The sequence below is a fragment of the Acidovorax sp. Root402 genome (assembly GCF_001425125.1).
In the GTDB taxonomy this organism is placed as follows: domain Bacteria; phylum Pseudomonadota; class Gammaproteobacteria; order Burkholderiales; family Burkholderiaceae_C; genus Acidovorax; species Acidovorax delafieldii.
In genome coordinates, this window is record NZ_LMDQ01000012.1 from 440,290 (window position 1) to 462,783 (window position 22,494).

At 66.2% G+C, this 22,494-nt stretch carries 18 protein-coding genes; 3 read left to right on the plus strand and 15 right to left on the minus strand.

Annotated elements, in window-relative coordinates:
* The first annotated feature begins 22 nt into the window (after positions 1–22).
* Both ASC83_RS07105 and ASC83_RS07110 read left to right on the plus strand, forming a co-directional pair.
* The gene (locus tag ASC83_RS07105; RefSeq protein WP_056059826.1) at positions 23–1,174 is read left to right on the plus strand and encodes a DUF3108 domain-containing protein; all 1,152 of its coding nucleotides are present in this window, start codon (positions 23–25) and stop codon (positions 1,172–1,174) included.
* 225 nt (positions 1,175–1,399) lie between these two features.
* Positions 1,400–1,699, plus strand: coding sequence for a DUF3567 domain-containing protein (locus tag ASC83_RS07110; protein WP_055392879.1), 300 nt, complete (start codon positions 1,400–1,402; stop codon positions 1,697–1,699).
* A gap of 27 nt (positions 1,700–1,726) precedes the next feature.
* On the opposite strand, the gene ASC83_RS07115 is transcribed toward ASC83_RS07110, so the two are convergent.
* The 15 genes from ASC83_RS07115 to ASC83_RS07185 form a co-directional block, all read right to left on the minus strand.
* Entirely contained in the window at positions 1,727–2,809 is a 1,083-nt protein-coding gene (locus tag ASC83_RS07115; RefSeq protein WP_056059827.1) for an AbrB family transcriptional regulator, read from the minus strand.
* A gap of 251 nt (positions 2,810–3,060) precedes the next feature.
* Positions 3,061–3,540 (minus strand): hemerythrin domain-containing protein, encoded by a 480-nt coding sequence (locus ASC83_RS07120; protein ID WP_235509333.1) that lies wholly within the window; start codon positions 3,538–3,540, stop codon positions 3,061–3,063.
* Between the two features lie 125 nt (positions 3,541–3,665).
* A complete protein-coding gene (locus ASC83_RS07125; RefSeq protein ID WP_056059832.1) occupies positions 3,666–4,079 on the minus strand; it encodes a hypothetical protein in 414 nt (137 codons plus the stop codon).
* A 45-nt stretch (positions 4,080–4,124) separates the two neighbouring features.
* Positions 4,125–4,802, minus strand: coding sequence for a nitroreductase (locus ASC83_RS07130; protein ID WP_200938902.1), 678 nt, complete (start codon positions 4,800–4,802; stop codon positions 4,125–4,127).
* 59 nt (positions 4,803–4,861) lie between these two features.
* Entirely contained in the window at positions 4,862–7,306 is a 2,445-nt protein-coding gene (locus ASC83_RS07135) for an adenosylcobalamin-dependent ribonucleoside-diphosphate reductase (RefSeq protein WP_056059834.1), read from the minus strand.
* 100 nt (positions 7,307–7,406) lie between these two features.
* On the minus strand, positions 7,407–8,084 hold the full coding sequence (locus tag ASC83_RS07140) for a carbonic anhydrase (RefSeq protein WP_015012284.1): 678 nt from the start codon (positions 8,082–8,084) through the stop codon (positions 7,407–7,409).
* Positions 8,085–8,120: 36 nt separating this feature from the next.
* Positions 8,121–9,074 (minus strand): peptidylprolyl isomerase, encoded by a 954-nt coding sequence (locus ASC83_RS07145; protein WP_369816956.1) that lies wholly within the window; start codon positions 9,072–9,074, stop codon positions 8,121–8,123.
* Positions 9,075–9,099: 25 nt separating this feature from the next.
* Entirely contained in the window at positions 9,100–9,831 is a 732-nt protein-coding gene (gene narI, locus ASC83_RS07150) for a respiratory nitrate reductase subunit gamma (protein WP_056059835.1), read from the minus strand.
* Complete coding sequence (gene narJ, locus ASC83_RS07155) at positions 9,828–10,529, minus strand: nitrate reductase molybdenum cofactor assembly chaperone (RefSeq protein WP_056059837.1); 702 nt, start codon at positions 10,527–10,529, stop codon at positions 9,828–9,830. Before narJ ends, narI begins: the two co-directional genes overlap by 4 nt.
* Positions 10,530–10,549: 20 nt before the next feature.
* The gene (gene narH / locus ASC83_RS07160; RefSeq protein WP_056059840.1) at positions 10,550–12,073 is read right to left on the minus strand and encodes a nitrate reductase subunit beta; all 1,524 of its coding nucleotides are present in this window, start codon (positions 12,071–12,073) and stop codon (positions 10,550–10,552) included.
* Positions 12,074–12,091: 18 nt separating this feature from the next.
* The gene (locus ASC83_RS07165) at positions 12,092–15,895 is read right to left on the minus strand and encodes a nitrate reductase subunit alpha (protein WP_056059845.1); all 3,804 of its coding nucleotides are present in this window, start codon (positions 15,893–15,895) and stop codon (positions 12,092–12,094) included.
* 34 nt (positions 15,896–15,929) lie between these two features.
* Complete coding sequence (locus ASC83_RS07170; RefSeq protein WP_010463005.1) at positions 15,930–17,339, minus strand: NarK family nitrate/nitrite MFS transporter; 1,410 nt, start codon at positions 17,337–17,339, stop codon at positions 15,930–15,932.
* Between the two features lie 20 nt (positions 17,340–17,359).
* Entirely contained in the window at positions 17,360–18,652 is a 1,293-nt protein-coding gene (locus ASC83_RS07175; RefSeq protein WP_056059848.1) for a nitrate/nitrite transporter, read from the minus strand.
* A gap of 205 nt (positions 18,653–18,857) precedes the next feature.
* Positions 18,858–19,607: a response regulator gene (locus ASC83_RS07180; RefSeq protein WP_056059852.1), complete on the minus strand. Its 750-nt coding sequence runs from the start codon at positions 19,605–19,607 to the stop codon at positions 18,858–18,860.
* A complete protein-coding gene (locus ASC83_RS07185) occupies positions 19,604–21,550 on the minus strand; it encodes a type IV pili methyl-accepting chemotaxis transducer N-terminal domain-containing protein (RefSeq protein WP_056059855.1) in 1,947 nt (648 codons plus the stop codon). Before ASC83_RS07185 ends, ASC83_RS07180 begins: the two co-directional genes overlap by 4 nt.
* A gap of 71 nt (positions 21,551–21,621) precedes the next feature.
* Between ASC83_RS07185 and ASC83_RS07190 the strand changes: the two genes are divergently transcribed.
* On the plus strand, positions 21,622–22,488 hold the full coding sequence (locus ASC83_RS07190; protein ID WP_056059858.1) for a ChaN family lipoprotein: 867 nt from the start codon (positions 21,622–21,624) through the stop codon (positions 22,486–22,488).
* Positions 22,489–22,494 lie beyond the last annotated feature (6 nt).

Here is a 22,494-nt window from a genome sequence, read left to right on the forward strand (position 1 = left end):
CGGACACACAAGCAGCGAGCAGATGCCACGGCGCGCGCTGGTTTTCATCACGGCCCTGGTGCTGGCCCTGCACTGGCTGGTGCTCAGCGGCGTACCCCTGGCCTGGGACAGCCCCGCGCAGCCGTCCCGCCAAGTGTTCAGCACGCGCAGCATCGCGCCCGCACCGCCCCCACCAGCCGTTGCGCCCTCCGGCGTGACCGCCGCGCCCGTCGCCGCACCGCAGCCCCCGGCCCGTAAAAAGGCGCCCTCCCCCAAGCGCCCCCCAGCCCCTGCCGTCCCAGACCGTCCCGAGGCGCCACTGGCTGCCGCCCCTGTCACGGAAGCCGGCGCGCCTGCGGACCCTGGTGCCGCAACCACCGTGGCCAGCGCAACCCCTGAGACGCCTGCCGACGACGCCGCCCCTGCGCCCGCGCCTGCGGCATCTGCACCGGCCGCCCCCCCAGAGCCCACGGCTGAAGACGCACAGCCCGGCACGGGCGTGGACATCCGCCCGCCCGGAGGCACCGGCCGCAGTGCCAGCGCCCCACCGCCGCCCGTGCGCATGCCTGCCTCGACGCGCCTCGCGTTTGATGTGAGCGGCCAGGCCAAAAAGTTCGCCTACAGCGCCCGGGCCGAACTGCTGTGGCAGCACGACGGCAATCGCTACGAGGCGCGCCAGGAGATCAGCGCCTTCCTGGTGGGCACCCGCACGCAGCGCAGCGTGGGCACGGTCACGGAGCAAGGACTGCTGCCCGAGAAGTTCTCCGACAAATCCCGCAGCGAGCAGGCCGCGCATTTTGACTACGACAAGGGCCACGTCACCTTCAGCGCCAACACGCCCGATGCCGTGGCAGGCCCCGGCGTGCAGGACCGGCTGAGCCTGTTCATCCAGCTGGGCGCGATGCTGGCCGCAGACCCGGGCCGGTTTGTGCCTGGCACCCAGATCACGCTGACCACGGTGAGTGCCCGCAGCGCCGACCGCTGGACCTTCACCGTGGAAGGCCCCGAAACCCTGGACCTGCCCGCCGGGCCCACGCCTGCCCTCAAGCTGCTGCGCCTGCCCCGCAAGGACTACGACCAGAAGGCCGAACTCTGGGTGGCGCCGGGGCTGGGTTATCTGCCCGTGCGCATCAAGCTCACCCAGGCCAACGGCGATTTCGCCGACCTGCTGCTGCGCGCCAGCAGCCCACCCTGAGAACCTGTTCAAAGCACTGCCTCCGACGGCTCGCGCCGCACGGAGTGTTGCGCCCATACGCCATCCGGGCAAAAAACCCCCGCGAACCCGGCGTGCTCCGTTTTTCATGAAATACTGCAACGCAGCAGGGGACTAAAGCCGTGGTTTACCTAAGAACCTGTTCAAAGGCCCTTGAACTCTGCGCACCCGCTGTCATCTGACATCTATATCGACAAGGGGAACACGATGCACATGCTCTACGACTCAGAATCCTTCGTGGTGGTCCATATGCTGCCCGATGCCGTGGAGAAAAAGAGCGCCCAGGTGCTCAACGACACCGCCCCCGCCGTTCCCCAGCTTGCACGCCATGGTTTTGAAATCGTGGACAAGCGCTCCGGCAAAGAGGTCTACCTGGACGGTTCCTGGGCCGAGATGTTCCAGGAACAGATCCTGGCCTGGCAGCGCGACACGCCCACCCAGGAAGAAGTGGAAGACGCACTGGACCGCTACGCGGGCCTGGCGCAAAACCCGGTGGTGGTGCACTGACACCGCGACAAAGGCCGGTGCGTTAGCTCAGCCTACCGAGCCTTCGTGTGCGCTGGGCGGATAAATCCTCCGGTACAGCGGGTCCACCAGCATCAGCACCGCAATCAGCCGGCACACCTGGAACGCCGTCACCACGGGCACCCCCAGCTGCAGCACCTTGGCCGTGATGGCCATCTCGGTGATGCCGCCGGGCGAAGTGCCCAGCAGCAAGGTGACCCAGGGCAGCCCCGTCGCCCAGGCCAGGGCACCGGCAAACAGTGCGCACACGCCCATCAGCGCCACCGTGCCCAGCGCCACCGACGCCAGCCAACGCGGCGCAGTGTGCAAGAACTCCGCGCGAAACCGCACGCCCAGGCTCACCCCGATCACGAGCTGCGCTGCGTTCACCATGCCCTGGGGCACCGCCGACAGGCTCTGGCCCGCCATGGTCAGGCCCATGGACACCAGCATCGCCCCCATGAACCAGGGGTTGGCGCGGCCCAGCCGGTCCATCAGCAACGCCCCTGCACCGGTCAACAGCGCCATCAGCGCCAGCCCCGGCCAGTTCACCACCCGCAGCGTGGGCGGCAGGATATCGAGGCCGTGCAGGCCGCTGAACTGCAGCGCGAACGGAATGGTCACCGTAACGATCAGCAGCCGCAGGCTGTGACTGGCAGCCACCAGGTCAGTGCGCGCGTTTTCGCGCTCGGACAACAAGGTCATCTCGGACGCCGCCCCAATCGCGCCGGCAAAGTAGCTGGTGGCGCGCAGCATCGGTGCAGGAACACCGTGCATGCGGGGCGCATGCACGCGGTAAAGCCACGCACCAAACAGCCAGCCCAGGAACAGCGCCCACGCAATGCCCAGCACGATGGCCCACCACAGGCCGCCGATCAGCGCGACCACCTGGGGCGTGAAATACAGGCCCAGCGCGGCGCCAATGGTCCATTGCCCGGCGTTGCGCAGCGGGCCCCAGCTTTCGGTGGGGCCGCCGGCCATCGACACGACAGAAGTGGCCAGCAGTGGGCCGATCATCCAGGGCAGCGGGGTCTGCAGGGCCACACAGGCAGCGGCAGCGGCCCACGCCAAGGCCAGGGTGGCCAGGGTGCGAACAATAAAGAGGGGGCGCATACGGGAAACGGCAGGCAGGCAAGCAAACAAGCGCGGCGGGTCGCGCGCGCAACCCCGCAGTATCGCGCGAGCCACCGCCCCTGCAGCCGCCAAGGCGCTGCCCAGACGGAACGGCTGGCATCGCCACCGGGCAACGGCCGCGTAGCACCGTGCGCCAAGCAGTCCCTGGGGGCAGCAGGCGCCAAAATTTCAACCCTAGCGGCCTCTTGCGCTAGTCGAATATGCGCTTGCAGCTATATTTTTGATAGCAATTAGATCGCACCCCGCCGCGCAGCCATCTCCTGCCCCATCGCCGCAAGGGACGCGGGCGGCAGCAAAGTGGCAGCAGCAGGGTAGGCCACGCCTTCTTCGGCGGCGATGTGGGCGTCGTACCGCATGGCAAAACGGTCCAGCGCGGCCTCGTCCTGGGGCGTGAAGCCGGTGGCGCTTTCATCCAGCAACGCTTGCAGCCCGGCCCGGGCCGCTGCCCAGTCGGTGGTCATGGCCACGTGGTCGTGCTGCAGGCGCGTGACCAGCGCCCGGACCTCGGGCGTGGCCTGGGCGAGCAGCAGGGGGAACACATGCAGTTCTTCGTCCTGGTGGTGCAGCGGTGCTGCGATGTCGAAATAACGCAGTACATCCCGCGCGGCCTGGCGGGCATCGTTGTCAACGCCCTGCTTTCGCACATGCTCACGCAAGCGGCCCAGCAAACCCAGCGTGCGTTGCACGCGCTCGTGGCAGGCCTCCAGCATGGCAAAAGGCTGCTCAAAGCCCACGGCCGGTGCGCTGAAGCCGGGCAGATGCCTTGACGCGGCAGCAGATACGGGTGCAGATGCGGATGCGGACGCAGGTACGGACGCCTGTGCCATGGCAGGCCTCAGCCAAACCGCACAGGGTGGCCCTGGCGGTCAAACGGAATGAACGCCCCATGCGCCCCACCCTTGATCGCATCCACCATGCGCTGCAAGGGCGCCTCGGCATCGGCGCTGCTGGGCGCTTGGTTCAGCGTGCCGGACATCGCCGCCGCAAACACGATGGCCCAGTCGTGGCCCGGGGCGGTGAACTGGCGGGCCTCGGTCACCAGTGCGTCGAACGATGCCAGTTCCTGCGGCGTCTTGTCCACACACATCAGAGGCACCAGGGCACCGCCCTGCCCGGCCTCGAAGCGCGCGCGCTGCGCCAGGGTGGCGTCGTCGGGCAGCTCCACCGCCGCGAAGACGAACAGCAGGCGCTGCGGCTCGGGTTGCATGCGTGCGGCCTGCAGCAGGTCGTCAAAACTGGAAATATCCATGAAAAGGTCTCGCAATCAATGAAAGGTGGGGCCCACCAGCGCGCTTCAAAATCCAGGCACCACGCCCCGCTTGGCATCCAGTGTGCTCACATAGGCGCCTGCCGCAGGGCGTGCGCGCACCGCCTTGCGCGACAACACGGTGCCGATGCTGATGAAACACAGGGCCTGCTCGGAGGCCGCCAGTTGAAACAAGGCCCGCAGGCTCGGCGCCTTCAGCGCCTTGCCGCTGGTCAGTGCCGAACCGTAGCCTTGCGCGGTGGCCATCAGCAGCATGTTCTGCACGGCACAGCCGGCAGAGACGGTGCGCTCGGCCAGATCAATCTCGGCGTCGCCTCGCTCGGCATCCACCACCGCCAACAGCAACACCGGGGAGCGGTACGCCTTCTCGCGCGCCTGCTCGGCCTGCTCGGGGGTGGCGGCAGAGTCGCGCTCCAGCAGGGCCTGCGCAAACACATCGGCCAGCGGCGGGCGCGCGGCCTGCGGCACCAGGATGAAGCGCCAGGGCAGCAGCTGGCCATGGTCTGGCGCGTAGGCTGCGGCCTGGAGGATCTGCGCCAGCTCGACCGCATTGGGGCCGGGCCCGCCCAGGCGCTTGGGCAGAATGGTCTGGCGTGACTGGATCAACGCCGCCGCTAGCCCGGCCACATCGTCCGGCGCACTGGCCCGCGCTGCAGCAAGCTGCGCGCGAGACGAAGGGTTCAACGGCCAGGGAATGACAGACATGGGGAATCCTTCCAATGCTTACCGTGTGTGCCGGGAAGGCCGATGCGGGACCCGACCGTTCATCCACAGCTCCCCAGGTGCCCACACTGCGTGCAGTAGTCGCAGCCGTCCTTGCGGATGACCGCATGGGCGCCACATTCGCTGCACTTCTTGCCCGCCATGGCCTGGGGCACAGCCACGGGCAGCGGGGCGGGCTCGTCCAGCGGCAGTTGCTGCTGCACCGGGTCGGCCACGCGGCGCGCCAGGATGTTCTGGATGGCATAGGCCATGGCCGCCACTTCGGAGTCGTGCCACATGGGCACCAGCGTGCCGTCGTCCTTGCGGTGGGTGCCCAGGCGCACCGGGCCGCGGTCCCAGGCGACTTTGCGCATGTCCGACAGCGCCCGCTCCAGAAAACCGCCACGCGCTGCGAGCGACAGCATGCGCATGCTGGACGTGATCCACTGTTGCGACTCGCCGCTCTGGCCCACCGGCATGAAGAACTCGATGGCGCGGTCCACCGTACCGTTGCCCACGCCCGTGGGCACGGGCAGGAAGGACACGATGAGGTACAGGGTCTTGTGGCCTTCCTGCGTCCAGTACTCAAGCTTCTCAGCCACCGCCGAAAGGCCCCCTTGCGGACGGCTTTCGATCACGGTGCGCATGGGGTCCACCGGGGGTGCGGGTGGCGCCACAGGCGCCGCAGCGGGCGCGGGCGCAGGTTCCGCATGGGTTTCGAGCACCGAACCCAGAATGCTGTTGGGCCGGTAGGTGGCCAGGCCCTTGAGCTTGGCGCGCCAGGCCTGCAGGTACAGGTCCTTGAACCCTTCGTAGGGGTAGTCCGCGGGAATGTTGACGGTCTTGGAGATGGCCGTGTCCACAAAAGGCTGCACGGCTTCCATCATGGCGATGTGGCCTTCGGCCGGCATGGCCAGGGCCGAGACGAAGTAGTCCGGCAACGCCTCCACATCCCCACCCAGCTCGCGGTACAGGCGCCAGGCATGGTCTTCCACAGCGTATTCGGTGGTGCTGCCGTCGGACTCGCGCTTCTTGCGCTTGTACATCCACGAGAACGGCGGCTCGATGCCATTGGAGGCATTGTCGGCAAAGGCCAGGCTCACGGTGCCCGTGGGCGCGATGGACAACAGGTGGCTGTTGCGGATGCCGTGCTGGTGGATCGCGGCCTTGAGCGATTCGGGCAGCCGGCTCGCAAACGTGCCTTCCGCCAGGTAGCCCCGCGCATCGAACTTTGGAAACGCACCTTTCTCGCGCGCCAGATCCACCGACGCGGCGTACGCGGCGTCGCGCATGCACTCGGCAATGCGCGCGGCCATGGTGCGGCCCTCAGGCAGGTCGTAGCGCAGGCACAGCATGGCCAGCGTGTTGCCCATGCCGGTAAAGCCCACGCCAATACGGCGCTTGGCCATGGCCTCATCGCGCTGCTGCGGCAGCGGCCAGTAGGTCACATCGAGCACGTTGTCGAGTGCACGCACCTGCAGCGCCACGGCTTGGGTGAATGCGTCAAAGTCAAACGCGGCCACGCCCCCAAAGCCAAAGGGGTGCCGCACAAAGCGGGTGAGGATGATGGGGCCCAGGTCACAGCAGCCATAGGACGGCAGCGGCTGCTCTCCGCAGGGGTTGGTCGCCGCAATGTCTTCGCAGTAATGCAGGTTGTTGTCTTCGTTGATGCGCCCCAGGAACAGGATGCCAGGCTCGGCAAAGTCGTAGGCCGACTTCATGATCGTGTCCCACAGCTCGCGCGCGGCCACGGTAGCGTAGACCCACAGGCCATCGGCGCGCTGGCGAGCGCCCTGGGCCAGCAGTGCGGTGCCGGGGCGGGCCTTGTGCACCAGCTCCCACGGTGCGTTGTTCTGCACAGCCTGGATGAACTCGTCCGACACCCCCACCGACACATTGAAATTGTTCCAGCGGCCTGGCGTGCGCTTGGCGGTGATGAACTCGTGCACATCGGGGTGGTCGATGCGCAGCACGCCCATCTGCGCACCCCGGCGTGCGCCAGCACTCTCCACGGTGGAGCAGGACTGGTCGAACACGTTCATGTAGCTGCACGGCCCCGATGCCATGGAGGCGGTGGCCTTCACCTGTGCGCCCTTGGGACGGATGCGGGAGAAATCGTAGCCCACGCCCCCGCCACGGCGCATGGTCTCGGCCGCCTCGCGCAGCGCTTCGTAGATGCCCGGAAAGCCTTCGTCATCCACGCCCTGGATGCAGTCACCCACGGGCTGCACAAAGCAGTTGATGAGGGTGGCCTGGATGTCGGTGCCCGCTGCGCTCATGATGCGGCCTGCGCCGATGGCGCCCGCCTTCAGATTGGCGAGGAACAGGGCCTCGTACTTTGCGCGCAGCTCGGGTTTTTCGACCGAGGCCAGGGCCCGTGCCACGCGCTGGTACAGCTCGTCGGCCGTGGTTTCGCCGGGTTTGAGGTACTTCTCCCGCAGCACATCCAGGCTGATGGGCTGCAGGGACGAGGTGGGGTTGAGTGGGGGCTGGGGTTCGCGTTTCATGGGGGCCGATGATTTGGGTTTCAGGCTGAAACGGGGTTGCGTTCCGTCAAGGAGCGCTCATTCCACTCCGAATGCAGCGCCATGGCAAGTCGGTGGCCGCTCACTCGTCCACCAGCACCTGCCCATCATGCTCCACGTAGGGCTGGTAGGGGCCGGTGCCGCTGTGGTCCGACTGCGAAGCGGGCACAAATCCACCGGTCTGGACGTCGAACACATGCACTTCGCCGTCCTCGATCACATAGTGCCAACCGTGCAGGCTGATTTGGCCCGACTGCACCCGGCTACGCACCATGGGGTACTCCATGAGGCGCTCCAGCTGCAACACCACTGCGCGCTGTTCGGTGCGGCGCAATACCTCGGGACCCGGCTGCATGGGCAACAGTGCCTCGCGCCCCAGGTCCAGCCAGCGGTTGAGGTTGGGGGCCTCGGGCGACACCTCACCATACATCGCCTTGATGGCCCCACAGTGACTGTGGCCGCACACCACGATGCGGCGCACCTGCAGGTTGAGCACTGCGAACTCGATGGCCGCCGTGGTGCCATGGTGGCCATGCGACCCGTCGTACGGCGGGATAAACGCCCCCACATTGCGCACCAGAAACAGCTCGCCCGGCCCCGCACCAGTCAGCAGATAGGGCACCAGGCGGGAGTCGGAACATCCGATGAACAAGGTGGTGGGATGCTGCCCTTCGTCCACCAGCGCCTGGAACTGCTGGCGGTACTGGGGGAAAGCGTCGTCATGGAAGCGGCGCAAGCGGTCCAGCAACTCGTCGGGCATGGGCAGGCAATCAGATAACGGTGGTGTGTGGAGCAACTACTGTACGAGCGGCGTGTCGGCCGCGTCCAGCACCACCCCTTCGACCACGGCGGCGCCCGCCAGCAGCTGCAAATATTGGCGCAACGCATTCACCCAGGCCTGCTGGCGCAGGGTGAGCGCAATGGCTTGGCGCACCTCTTCGAACGAGCGCTGTTGCCCCGGGTCACGGGCCACCACCTCCACCACATGCAGACCAAAGCGGCTGTGCACCAGGCGTGCCAGCACACCGATCTCAGCACCGCCAAACACCTCGCGCGCGAACTCGGGGGCGCAGTCCGCGCGGGTGAGCCAGCCCAGGTCGCCGCCCTGCTGGCCACTGGGGCAGTTGGACCACTGGGCGGCGGCCTTGGCAAATTGGGCGCCGCCATCGTCCGCGCAGCGCAGCTCGATCAGCAAGGCCTCGGCCCGCAGGCGCAGCTGCTTCACATCCACCCCCGGCGTCACCGCAAACAGCACATGGCGCAGTTGCGCACGCTCACCCTGGGCGTGTGCCGCAGGGTGGGCCTCGTGGTAGCGGCGGCAGGCTTCTTCTGAAGGATCAGGGAGGTCCAGCTCGCGCTCCAGCAGCTGCTCGATGGCATTGGACGCATCCACGCTGATGGCGCCTTCGACACCCGGCGTGTCGCTCGCAGACAGCAACCCGGCCTGTTGCGCCGCCTGGCGCAGCAGCTCGGTACATGCACGCTGGCGCAGGGCCTCTTCGTCCAGCAGCTCGTGCGGGACGTTGAGGGCCACGCCATTGACACGAGCCACCTCGGCCGCCACCGAGCCCATGCCCCCCATGGCGCCGGCTTGTGGTGCCAGGGTGGCTTGCTGGGGCGCATCGTCCATCGTTGCCACCAGTGCCTCGTAGGCCGCAGCCTGCGTAGGGGTCAGCGTGCTGGCAGGTGCTGCCGCCACGCTGCTGTCAGTGGAGCCGCATCCGCAGCTCCCGGTTCCACATCCGCTCATGGTGTGCTCCTTGGGTCAGTGGGTTTCAGGCGCGGCGGTCTTGCGACTGCATGTGGCCGGGCGGCAGGTTCAGGCGGCGCGCACGCACCACCTGGTAGGGGCGCAGCACATAGGCCAGCGTGCCAAAGCCGCTCCACACGTGCACCAGGCGGGTGAAGGGGAAGATCAGGAAGATGCTCATGCCCAGGAACATGTGTGCCTTGAAAATCCAGCCCGCCTCGGCCAGCAGCTCCACCCCGCCACTGCGGAAGGTCACCACCCGTTGCCCCCACTCGGCCAGCTTCATCATCATGGAGCCATCCAGATGCTGCGCCGACAGCGGAATGGTGGCCAGGCCCAGTGCCAGTTGCAGCCACAGCAGCACCAGAATCAGGATGTCGCTGGTCTTGGACGTGGCGCGGATGCGAGGGTCCGACAGGCGGCGGTGCAGCAGGATGGACAGGCCGATGAAGCCCAGCGTGCCCGCGATCCCGCCGGAGACCATGGCCATGAGCTGCTTGGCGCCCGCACTCATGAAATGCTCGTACACAAAGTGCGGCGTGAGCATGCCCACCGTGTGGCCGAAGAACAGGAACAGCACGCCGATGTGGAACAGGTTGCTGCCCCAGCGCAGGCTGCCGGTGCGCAGCAGCTGCGACGAATCACTCTTCCAGGTGTACTGGTCACGGTCAAACCGCGCCCAGCTGCCGATGAAGAACACGGCCAGGCAAATGTACGGATAGATGCCAAACAGCAGGGTGTCAAGCCAGGTGGTCATGCTGAGACTCCTTCGGGTGCCCGCTCGGCGCGGGGGGTACGAACAAAATGCAGGGGCTGCGGCTGGTCGGGCTTGGACTGGCCCTGGGTGCTGCAACCGCCAAACGCTTCGGGCTCGGCCCAGACCTCGTCCATGGGCGGCTCGGGCGTGAGCGCCACCGACTGCACACGCTGGCCCGAGACTTCGAGCACGGCGGCGATCACGCTGGCGTAGGGACTGTTGCGCGCCACGAGGGCGCTGAACAGCGCATTGAGGATGTGGGCCATTTCGCCCAGAAAATCCCTGGCCACTTCGGGCGGCTGGGTAGAGGCGAACTCCAGCACCACCGGCAGGTGGTCGGGCAGCTCCTCTGCCTGGAACTGCAGGCCTGCCTTCTCGTAGGTCTGCAACAGGTCGATGAGCGCCGGGCCCCGGTCACGCGAGTCGCCGTGCACATGCTCGAACAGGTGCAGCGAGGTCTGGCGGCCGCGATCAAAGTTGTCCACGTAGCGGGCTTCGGCTTCCAGCGGGTCGAGTGCAGCCAGGTGCTCGCACACCGCCTTCAACTCCTCCATGCGCTCGGCCGTCAGGGCTTGCTCGGCCTGCAGGGCGTCGATGAGCTGTGGCATCACGCTGCGCAGCTGCGCATCGGGGTAGCTCAGCAGGTAGCCCAGGGCGCGCAGGGTCAGGCGCACGGAGGTCGGGTTCTTCTTGAACATAGTGATTCCTTCCGTGTCGCTCAAACAGTCGCTTTGATGGGAATGGTCCGCGGCTTCTTGCCACCGAACATACTGGTCTCGGTGGCGCCGTCGGAGCAACCGTTGCCAAACGAGAAGCCGCAACCGCCGCGGATGTCGAACGCGTTTTCTGCGTACTCGCGGTGGGCCGATGGGATGACGAAGCGGTCCTCGTAATTGGCAATCGCCATCACGTGGTACATCTCCTCGACCTCGGCCATCGACAGGCCCGCCTGCTTGAGCACCGACAGGTTCTGGCGCTGCTCCACATGCTTGTCGCGCTGGTAGGTGCGCATGGCCAGCATGCGCTCCAGCGCCCGCACCACGGGTCCGGTGTCACCGGCGGTGAGCAGGTTGGCCAGGTACTGTACGGGGATGCGCAGCTGCGACACGTCGGGGATCTCGCCATTCACGCCCACATGGCCGGCATTGGCAGCGGCCGTGATGGGCGACAGGGGCGGTACATACCAGACCATGGGCAGCGTGCGGTACTCGGGGTGCAGCGGCAGGGCCACCTTCCACTGCACGGCCATCTTGTAGACGGGGCTGTTGCGCGCGGCGTCCATCCAGCTGTCCGGGATGCCGTCGATGCGGGCTTGCTTGATCACGTCCGGGTCGTTCGGGTCCAGGAAGATGTCGAGCTGCGCCTGGTACAGGTCGCGGTCGCGCTCCACGCTGGCAGCTTCCTGGATGCGGTCTGCGTCATACAGCAGCACGCCCAGGTAGCGGATGCGGCCCACGCAGGTTTCCGAACACACCGTGGGCTGGCCGGCCTCAATGCGGGGGTAGCAGAAGATGCACTTCTCGGCCTTGCCCGACTGCCAGTTGTAGTAGATCTTCTTGTAGGGGCAGCCAGAGACGCACATGCGCCAGCCGCGGCACTTGTCCTGGTCGATCAGCACGATGCCGTCTTCCTCGCGCTTGTAGATCGAGCCACTGGGGCACGATGCCACGCAGGCCGGGTTCAGGCAGTGCTCGCACAGGCGCGGCAGGTACATCATGAAGGTGTTTTCGAACTGGCCGTAGATGTCCTTTTGCACATCGTCGAAGTTCTTGTCCTTGCTGCGCTTGCTGAATTCGCCGCCCAGGATTTCTTCCCAATTCGGACCCCACTCGATTTTCTCCATGCGCTTGCCGGTGATCAGGCTGCGCGGGCGGGCCGTAGGCGCGGCTTTGCTTTCAGGGGCCGACTGCAGGTGGTCGTAGTCGAACGTGAAGGGCTCGTAGTAGTCGTCGATCTGCGGCAGGTTGGGATTGGCAAAGATGCGCATGAGCAGCTTCCACTTGCCGCCCTGGCGGGGGGCGATGGAGCCGTCCGGACTGCGTACCCAGCCGCCATTCCACTTGTCCTGGTTTTCCCATTCCTTGGGATAGCCAATGCCGGGCTTGGTTTCGACGTTGTTGAACCAGGCGTATTCCACGCCGGGGCGGCTGGTCCAGACGTTCTTGCAGGTGACGGAACAGGTGTGGCAACCGATGCACTTGTCCAGGTTCAGCACCATGCCGATTTGTGCGCGAATTTTCATCGTGTTTCTCCTAGGGCTTCAGGCGTGGGCTGCGGTGCTGGACACAGGCTCGTCATCGAGCCAGTCGATGCGGTCCATCTTGCGCACCAGCACGAACTCGTCGCGGTTGGTGCCGATGGTTCCGTAGTAGTTGAAGCCGTAGCTCAGCTGCGCATAGCCGCCGATCATGTGCGTGGGCTTGAGCACGATGCGGGTGACCGAGTTGTGGATGCCGCCGCGGGTGCCGGTGATCTCGGAGCCGGGTGTGTTGATGATCTTCTCTTGCGAGTGGTACATCATCACCATGCCGGGGTTCACACGCTGGCTCACCACCGCACGGGCCGCAATGGCGCCGTTGGCGTTGAACAGTTCCACCCAGTCGTTGTCCACGATGCCGGCGCTCGTGGCGTCGTCTTCGCTCAGCCACACGACCGAGCCACCGCGGTTGAGCGTCAGCATCATCAGGTTGTCGCTGTACGTGCTGTGGATGCCCCACTTCTGGTGCGGCGTGATGAAGTTCAGCGCAATCTCGCGGTTGCCGTTGGGCTTCTTGCCTTCGACTTCTTCCAGCGTCTTGAGGTGCACCGGTGGGCGGTAGCTCACGAACCCTTCGCCGAAGTCACGCATCCACGGATGGTCTTGGTAGAACTGCTGGCGGCCCGTGAGGGTGCGCCATGGGATGTACTCGTGCACATTGGTGTAGCCCGCGTTGTAGCTGACCTTCTCGCTTTCCAGGCCCGACCAGGTGGGCGAGCTGATGATCTTGCGCGGTTGCGCCTGGATGTCGCGGAAGCGGATCTTCTCGTCCTCGCGGTGCAGCGCCAGGTGCACGTGGTCGCGCCCGGTCTGCTTGCCCAGGGCCTCCCAGGCCTTGCAGGCCACATGGCCGTTGGTTTCGGGGGCCAGCATCATCACCACTTCGGTGGCGTCGATGTCGGTCACGATGCGGGGCATGCCCTGCGTCACGCCCTCTTCCTTCACACGGCCGTTCAGGTCACCGAGCTGGCCGACTTCGGTCTGCGTGTTCCAGCCGATGCCCTTGCCGCCGTTGCCCGCCTTGTCCATCAGCGGGCCCAGGGCCGTGAAGCGCTTGTAGAGGTTGGGGTAATCGCGCTCTACCACGGTGACCTGCGGCGCGGTCTTGCCGGGGATGAGTTCGCACTCGCCGTTCTTCCAGTCGCGCACGCCATACGGCTGCGCCATTTCACCGGGGGTGTCGTGCATGATGGGCGTGAGCACCACGTCTTTTTCGACGCCCAGGTGGCCCACGCTGACCTCGCTCACAGCCTTGGCGAAACCCTTGTAGATCTCCCAGTCGCTCTTGGCCTGCCAGGCAGGGTCCACCGCCGTGGACAGCGGGTGGATGAAGGGGTGCATGTCGCTGGTGTTGAGGTCGTTCTTCTCATACCAGGTGGCCGTGGGCAGCACGATGTCGGAGTAAAGGCAGGTGGTGCTCATGCGGAAGTCGAGCGTGACCAGCAGGTCCAGCTTGCCTTCGGGCGCGTTGGCGTGCCACTGCACTTCCTCGGGCTTGGCCTCGTCCTTGCCCAAGTCTTTGCCCTGCACGCCGTGGGTGGTGCCCAGCAGGTGCTTGAGGAAGTATTCATGCCCCTTGCCCGACGATCCCAAAATGTTGGAGCGCCACACGAACATGTTGCGCGGCCAGTTGGCGGGGTGGTCCGGGTCCTCGCAGCTCATCGTGAGGCTGCCATCCTTCAGAGACTTGACGACGTAGTCCTTCGCGTCCATTCCCGCAGCGGCGGCGTCCTTGGCCACCTGCATCGGGTTGGTCTTGAGCTGGGGGGCTGATGGCAGCCAGCCCATGCGCTCGGCACGCACGTTGTAGTCGATCTGCGCGCCGTGGTAGGCGCGCTGGTCGGCCAGGGGCGACAGAATCTCTTCCATGCCCAGCTTTTCATAGCGCCACTGGTCGGTGTGGGCGTAGAAGAAGCTCGTGCTGTTCATCTGGCGCGGTGGACGGATCCAGTCCAGCGCAAAGGCCAGCGCCGTCCAGCCCGTCTGTGGGCGCAGCTTTTCCTGGCCCACATAGTGCGCCCAGCCGCCACCGCTCTGGCCAATACAGCCGCACAGCATCAGCATGTTGATGATGCCCCGGTAGTTCATGTCACTGTGGTACCAGTGGTTCATGGCCGCGCCGATGATCACCATGGACTTGCCATGGGTCTTATCTGCGTTGTCGGCAAACTGTCGCGCCACGGCAATGATCTGCTCGCGCGGTACACCGGTGATGGCCTCTTGCCACGCGGGGGTATAGGGGCGGTCGGCATCGTAGCTGCCACCAGGCTCTTCACCCGGCAGGCCACGGTCGATGCCGTAGTTGCCTGCCAGCAGGTCGAACACCGTGGCCACCATCACCCGGCCCTGGGCTTCGTGCCCGGCCAGCTCCAGGTGCGACACCGGCACGCGGCGCACCATCACGTCGCCGCCTTGTTCATTGGCCGTGAAGTTGGGCGTGGCTACACCGCCAAAGTACGGGAAGGCCACGTCAGCCACGTCGTGCGCCTGGTCGCCGTCTTCAATCACCGAGAGCTTGAGCTTGACGGTGTTGCCGGTGCGCGCTTCCTTGTTCTCCAGGTTCCACAGACCCTGGTCGGGGCGGCCGTCCGCCCCCCAACGAAACCCGATGGAACCATTGGGCAGCGTGACCTGGCCCAGTTCGTCGTAGCCCACGGTCTTCCAGTCGGGGTTGTTCGACTGGTCGAGCTTGTTCGGAAAGTCGCTGGCGCGCACATAGCGGTCGGGCACCATCACCGTGCGGCCATCGGGCAGCTTCTTTTCCTTCAGCACCACCAACAGCGGCAGGTCGGTGTAGCGGCGGGCGTAGTCATCAAAGTACGCCGAACGGCCCTTGCCGCCGTCCTTGAAGTAGAACTCGTTCAGGATCACATGGCCCATGGCCATGGCCACGGCGGCGTCCGTCCCCTGCTTGGGGTGCATCCACAAATCGCCCAGCTTGGCGACTTCGGAATAGTCGGGCGTGATGGACACGACCTTGGTGCCCTTGTAGCGCACCTCGGTCAAAAAGTGCGCATCGGGCGTGCGTGTCTGGGGCACGTTGGAACCCCAGGCAATGATGTACGAGCTGTTGTACCAGTCGGCCGACTCGGGCACGTCGGTCTGCTCACCCCAAACTTGCGGGCTGCTCGGGGGCAGGTCGCAGTACCAGTCGTAAAAGCTCATGCACACGCCGCCAATCAGGCTGAGATAGCGGCTGCCCGCAGCGTACGAAATCATCGACATCGCCGGGATGGGCGAGAAGCCGATGATGCGGTCCGGTCCGTGCTTCTTGATGGTGTACACGTTGGCCGCAGCGATCATCTGGTTGACTTCTTCCCAGGTGCTGCGCACGAAGCCGCCCAGGCCGCGCTGCTTTTGCCATTCGCGTTTGGAGGCATCGTTCTCGACGATGCTGGCCCAGGCGTCCACCGGGCTCTTGGCGAGGGCAATGGCAGCGCGCCAATGCTTGAGCAGGCGGCCACGCACCATGGGGTACTTCACGCGGTTGGCGCTGTACAGGTACCAGCTGTAGCTGGCGCCACGCGCACAGCCACGGGGCTCGTGGTTGGGCAGGTCGGGGCGGGTGCGGGGGTAGTCGGTCTGCTGGGTTTCCCAGGTCACGATGCCGCCCTTGACGTAGATCTTCCAGCTGCAGCTGCCCGTGCAGTTCACGCCGTGCGTGCTGCGCACGATCTTGTCGTGCGCCCAGCGGTCGCGGTAGGCGTCTTCCCAGGTGCGGTCTTCACCGTTGGTTTCGCCGTGGCCTTGGGCAAAGGTCTCGCGGGGCTGCGAGAAGTACGAAAGGCGATCGAGGAAATGGCTCATCGGGGGCTCCTTTTTCTGTTCTGTCCAGGGGTGATCAGCAAGGCATCTCGGCGTGCTTGCGTGCGTAGTACCACCAGGTGATCACGATGCAAACGAGATAGAAAGCGAAAAATGTCCACAGCGCCGCATGGGGGCTGCCAGTCAGGGCAATCGAGCTGCCATAGCTTTTGGGGATGAAGAACCCGCCATAGGCGGCCATGGCGGCGGTGAAGCCCAGCGTGGCAGCGCCCAGCGTGTTGCCTTCCTTGTTGGCCTGTGCCACGGCGGCGGTGTTGCGGGGGTCCACACCCCGCATGGCTTCGGTCAGGAAAATCACGGGGATCATGCGGAAGGTGGAGCCGTTGCCGATGCCGGTGGTGAGGAACAGCACCAGGAAGCACACAAAGAAGCCTGCAAACTGGCCTTCGTTACCCGCCGAGGGCAGGAAGAACGTGACGCCCACCACCGCCATGGCCATGACGATGAAGTTCCACAGCGTGACGCGCGCACCGCCGAGCTTGTCGGCCATCCAGCCGCCAAACGGGCGGATCACCGCGCCCACCAGCGGGCCCAGCCAGGCGTAGGCCAGGGGGTTCACGCCAGGGAACTGGCTCTTGATGAGGAGCGGAAAGCCCGCTGCATAGCCGATGAACGAGCCGAAGGTGCCGAGGTACAGCACGCACATCAGCCAGTTGTGCTTGCGCTTGAAGATGGCGGCCTGGGCGGCGAACGAGGCGCGCGCGTCGGCGATGTCGTTCATGCCGAACCAGGCGGCCAGCGCCGTCAGCGCAATCCATGGCACCCAGATGAAGGCGGCGTTCTGCGTCCACACCTGCACGGTCTGGCCGTTCTTCACAATGGTCTGGCCTTCGCCGCCAAAGATGCCGAAGATGCCGGCCGTGACCACCAGCGGGCTCAGGAACTGCACCACCGACACGCCCAGGTTGCCCAGGCCCGCGTTCACGCCCAGCGCCGAGCCCTTGCGCTCCTTCGGAAAGAAGAAGCTGATGTTGGCCATGCTGGAGCTGAAGTTGCCGCCGCCCAGGCCGCACAGCAGCGCCAGGATGAGCATGGTGGGGTACGCGGTGGTGTTGTCCTGCACCGCAAAACCGATGCCAATCGCAGGGATCAGCAGCGAAGCGGTGGAGATCGCCGTCCAGCGGCGCCCGCCCACGAGCGGCACCATGAACGAGTAGAAGATGCGCAGCGTGGCGCCCGAAAGCGCGGGCGCTGCCGCCAGCCAGAACAGCTGGTTGGTCGAATACTTGAAGCCCAGGCCCGGCAGGCTCACGGCGACCACGCTCCAGACCTGCCAGATGGCAAAGGCCAGGAACAGCGCGGGCACCGAGATCCACAGGTTGAGCTTGGCGACGGCTTCGCCTTCGCGCTCCCAGAAGGACTTGTCCTCCGGGGTCCAGAGGGTGAGCAGGCGCCCCTGGCGCCCGCTGTTGGTGGTGGCAGACATGGTGAGGTTTCCTTGAAAAATCAGCGGGTGGCAGGCTGTGCGACAGCGCCCTGCGAGCCCATGAGACGGGTGTTGCGCACTTCGGTGAAGTACATCCAGATGAGCGAGACCCACACCACGCCATACATCAACATGAAGGCGCTGGAGCGGATGCCGGTGAGGTCCATGAGCGCACCAAACAGGATGGGCAGGATGAAGCCGCCGAGGCCACCGGCCAGGCCCACGATGCCGCTGATGGCACCGATGTTCTTGGGATAGTCATCGCTGATGTACTTGAAGACACTGGCCTTGCCGAAGGCCCACGAAATGCCCAGCAGGAACATCAGGCCGGTGAACGCGTAGACGTTGAGACCCAGGTGGAAGGTCTTGGGACCGTTGACGGTGAGGATGGTGAAGTCGGTCTGTGGGTAGCTCAGCACGAACAGGCAGATCCAGCTCACCCACATCACCCACCAGGTCACGCTGTGTGCGCCGTACTTGTCGGAGAGCATGCCGCCGATGGCGCGCAGCACACCGCCAGGCAACGAGAAGCAGGCCGCCAGCAACGCCGCCACGCGGATATCGAGGCCGAACTCGCCCACGTAGTACTGAACCATCCACAGCGACAGCGCCACGTAGCCGCCGAACACGATGCTGTAGTACTGGCAGTACTTGAGCACCTTGGGGTCCTTGAGCGCCTTGAGCTGGTCGGTGAACTTGACGTTGCTGGGCACCAGGTGGGCCGGGTCGCTGTAGCTGAAGAGCCAGAACAGCACCACGGTGCCCAGCATGATGGCCGCATACACCTGCGGCACCATGGTCCAGCCAAAGGCCACCAGCAGCACCGGGGCCACGAACTTGTTCACGGCTGCACCCGAGTTACCCGCGCCATACACACCCATGGCCGTGCCCTGGCGATGCTTGGGGAACCAGCGCGCCACATACGGCGTACCCACTGAGAACGAGCCCCCCGCCAAGCCCACGAACAGGCCGATCGTCAGGAAGTGCCAGTACTCCGTGGCATAGCTCATGAGCCAGATGGCAGGCACGGTGGTAGCCATGACGGCCGCCATCACGATGCGGCCACCGAACTTGTCGGTCCAGATGCCCAGGGGCACCCGCACCAGCGAGCCCGTGAGCACTGGCATGGACATCAGCAGCCCGAACTGCGTGGAGTTCAGGTTCAGCATCTTCTTGATGGGGATGCCGATGACGCCAAACATCATCCACACCATGAAGCAGACCGTGAAGGCGAAGGTGCTGACGATCAGCACCGACCAAGCCTGGCGAGTGCGCTGCGGGCTGTCGCCCGGGGTCAGGGTTGCGTTGGCCATTGCGCGATTCCTCTCTTTTTGCATGAGAGGAATGGTCGCGTTTGTGGCGACCTTTGCACATCCTTCACTAGAGGGTGTGCGGCGCGGCAGAGGGACTATTTACCCTGGGCGGAGCATCGTCCGAAAGAACTATGGCGCAAGCGTTGTGGGTAATAGCACCCGCACCACACCAGCCCGACGCGCCCGGAGCGTGCGCGGGCCAGCGCTATTCGGCGCGCTGCCGGTCTGACGCGTAGACGGCCGCCTGAACGCGTGAACTCAGGCCCAGCTTGCGCAGGATGTGCTGCACATGGATCTTGACCGTGGTCTCGGCGATATCGAGCGTGCGCGCGATTTCCTTGTTGCTGGCACCGCGCGCGATCTCGCGCAGCACGTCTTCCTCGCGCGGTGACAGGGGTGTGAAGCCGCTGGCGGCGCCTGCAGCGACCGCAGCGGCATCGGCGGGTAAGGGCGCGGCGGGCGCTATCTCGGGCACACCCTGCGACTGGAACGCCGCCACCAGCTTGCCCATGAGTTCGGGGCTTACCACGGGCTCGCCCCGGGCGGCACGGCGAATGGCCTGGGCCAACAGGTCGCCGTCGATGGTCTTGAGCAGGTAGCCCTGCGCGCCGTTGCGCAGCGCGGTGGCCAGGTCCTGCGCGTCCTCGCTCACGGTGAGCATGAGCACGCGCGAGGCGGGCGAGACTTCGCGCAGGCCCTGGATGGCATCCACGCCCATCACCCCGGGCAGGTGGTTGTCGAGCAGGATCACCTGCGGCTGCAGCTGGGGCGCAAGCCGCAGGGCCTGCGCGGCATCCCCCGCCTCGCCCACCACGGACAGGCCCTCATACTGGCTCAGCAGCGCGATCAGCCCGCGACGGAACAGCGTGTGGTCGTCCACCACCAGCAGCGTGACCGGCGGTGTCGTCGGCGCTGACGCGGGGGTTGTGGCAACGGGCGATACGGAGGTCGTCATGGCATGGTGGCTTGTTGGGGGGCTGCGGCGTATATCGAACCCGCTGAATGGGTGGATGCGGCAGGCTGGTGAGGCTGGGTGGGTGCGACCGAGGGAAGCTCGATGCACACGCGGGTGCCCTGCCCCGGAGCGGACTCCACCTGGACCACCGCGCCAATGCGCTGGGCCCGTTCGCGCATGATGCCCAGGCCTACATGCAGCGAGTCCGGTGGCACGGAGGCCACCTCAAAGCCAGTGCCGTTGTCCTGCACCTCAAAGCGCCAGCGTGGATGGCGGTGCACCAGCACATCCACCCGTGTGGCGCCCGAATGTTTGCGCACGTTCGACAAGGCCTCCTGCACCATGTGCAGCACTTGGATCTGCACGTCCTGCGCCAGCGGCAAGCCGTGGCCCACCATGCCCAGCGTGGTGGCCATGCCGGTCTGGTGCTCAAACTTGGACAAGGTGGCGCGCAGCGCTGACTCGATGTCTTCCTCGCTGGTGCGGGTGCGGAAGTGCACCAGCAGCTCGCGCACATCGGAATAACACTCGCGCACACCCACATCCAGCTCGCCGATGCTGCGGTCGCGCTTGGCCTCATCGCCGCGCGCCACGGCATCGCGCAGCAGCTGGGTCTGGATCTTGAGGAAGGCCAGCGACTGGGCGATGGAGTCGTGCAGCTCCCGCGCCAGCAGGCTGCGCTCCTCGGCCACCGCCGCCTCGCGCTCCAGCGCGGTGGCACGCAGGCCCTCCATGGCACTGGCCAAGTGGCGCGTCATGGCTTCGAGCAGGTCGCGCAGTTCATCGGTCAGCTCCACCGGCGAGCGGAAGAACAGATCCACCTCGCCCAACAGGCGCTGCAGCATCTGCACCGGGATGGTGACCATGGTCTGGAACCCCGCCTCGCGGCAATGGGGCAAGGCAACGGTCGTGGACGGTGTGATGGGAATGACCCGCGTGCGCGCTTGGGCCTGCGGCTGGCCGCACAGGCAGGTGCCCGTGTGCAGGCAGTGCTCGCCTTCGGCCATGGTGCGCGGCAGGCCGTCGCCCGCCAGCAGCACATAGCGTTCGTTGGCCTCATTGGACCAGCGCACGGCGGCTGCGTCGGCCCCCGCTACGCGGCGGATCTGCTGCACAAAACCCTGGGCCAGCAGCTCCAGGCTGCCCGCCGTGCTGGCCAGCGCGCTCACCTCATACAACGCGGCCAGGCGCTGGTTCTGCACGGCGATGCTGGCGGTCTTTTCGCGCACCTTGTGCTCCAGCTCGTCGTGCGATGCCTGCAGTGCATGCGCCATGAGGTTGAAGCCCGCCGACAGCTGACCGAACTCGTCATCCGTATCCACCGGCAGCCGCGTGCCCAGCTCGCCCTGGCGCAGCCGGGCCTGGGCCTGCTGCAGACGTGCCACGGGATTGATGACCAGCAGATAGCTCACGGCCATGAAGGTGACGGCAGCCACGATGGCCAGCGCCATCATGAACAGCTGGAACAGGTGCAGCGCGGCGGTCCAGCCCGCGATCTGGATCTCGATGGCATCCACAAAACCATCGACCTGCTGCACAAAGGCATCGGCCTCCGCCAGGTTCCGGGCGCGGTCCGGGGGCGATGCGCTGACCCACCCGGTGCGGGCCTCGGTCCACCGGGTGCGGATGCCATCGAACCGCGTACGTGTCTCGTCGCTCCACGGCACAAACAGCGGGCGCGACGGATCGCCCGTGCGCAGCAACTCCAGGCTGGCGTCGAACTGGCGGGCGCGTTCTTGCACGGCCTCGGGTGGCTCGGTCTGCAGCACCAGCACCATGCGCAGCATGTTCATGCGCAGGCGGCCGGCCTCGTTGACCGCCGCTGCGCCACCTTCGAGCTTCCAGGTCACCCACAGGGTCAGGCCGATGGAAGCGAGCGCCACCAGCAAGAAGCCCGCGCCCATGGCAAGGAGTTTGGTGGAGAGCGTGGGACGGGAGCGCATGGCGCAGTGTAGGGAAGGGGCATCACCACAACCTTGACCTGGGTCAAGAGCGGCCCGCGTAGCATGGAGCCATGCAACGACTGCCCCTCCCTCTCCTGCGAACCTGGCTGGTGCTGGGAAGCGTCACCGTGGCGCTGGCTGGCTGCGCCTACGCCCCTGCCCCGGGCACGCCGCCCTCCCCCCTCTGGACCGACCGCTTGCAGAGCCTGCTTCCCGCCGATGTACTGCTGCTGGGCGAGCAGCACGATGCACCCGACCACCAGCGCCTGCAGCGCGAGGCCGTGGCGTGGCTGTCCTCGCGCGGGCAGCTGGCGGCCGTGGTGATGGAGATGGCCGAGCGGGGCCACAGCACCCGGGGCCTGCCGCGCGATGCCAGCGAAGCGCAGGCCCAGGCCGCCCTGCAATGGGACAACGCCGCCTGGCCATGGCAGGCCTATGGCCCGGTGGTGATGGCGGCCGTGGGCGCCGGCGTGCCCGTGCTGGGAGGCAACCTGCCCCGCGCCCGCATGCGGGCCGCCATGGCGGAGACCGCCTGGGACCGGCACCTGCCCGCCCCCGCGCTGGCGCAGCAATACCAGGCGCTGCGCGACGGCCACTGCGGGCTGCTGCCGGAGCCACAAATTGCGCCCATGGCCCGCATCCAGATCGCCCGCGACGCCAGCATGGCCCGGACGGCCCACGAGGCGTTGCGCTCCGGCCAGACGGTGCTGCTGGTGGCTGGCGGCGGCCATGTGCTGCGCCACCTGGGCGTGCCAACGCATTGGCCGGCAAATCTGGTGTCAAAAGTGGTGATAGCGCAGGTGGAACATGCGCCAGCCGCTATCAAATCAGGTGCACAAGCAGATGCCGTGGTCCAGACCCCGGCGCTGCCCCCGCGTGATGTGTGCGCAGAGTTGCGCGAGCAGTGGCGCCCTGCGCCCCCAGGACAGAAGGTCTGAGCGCGC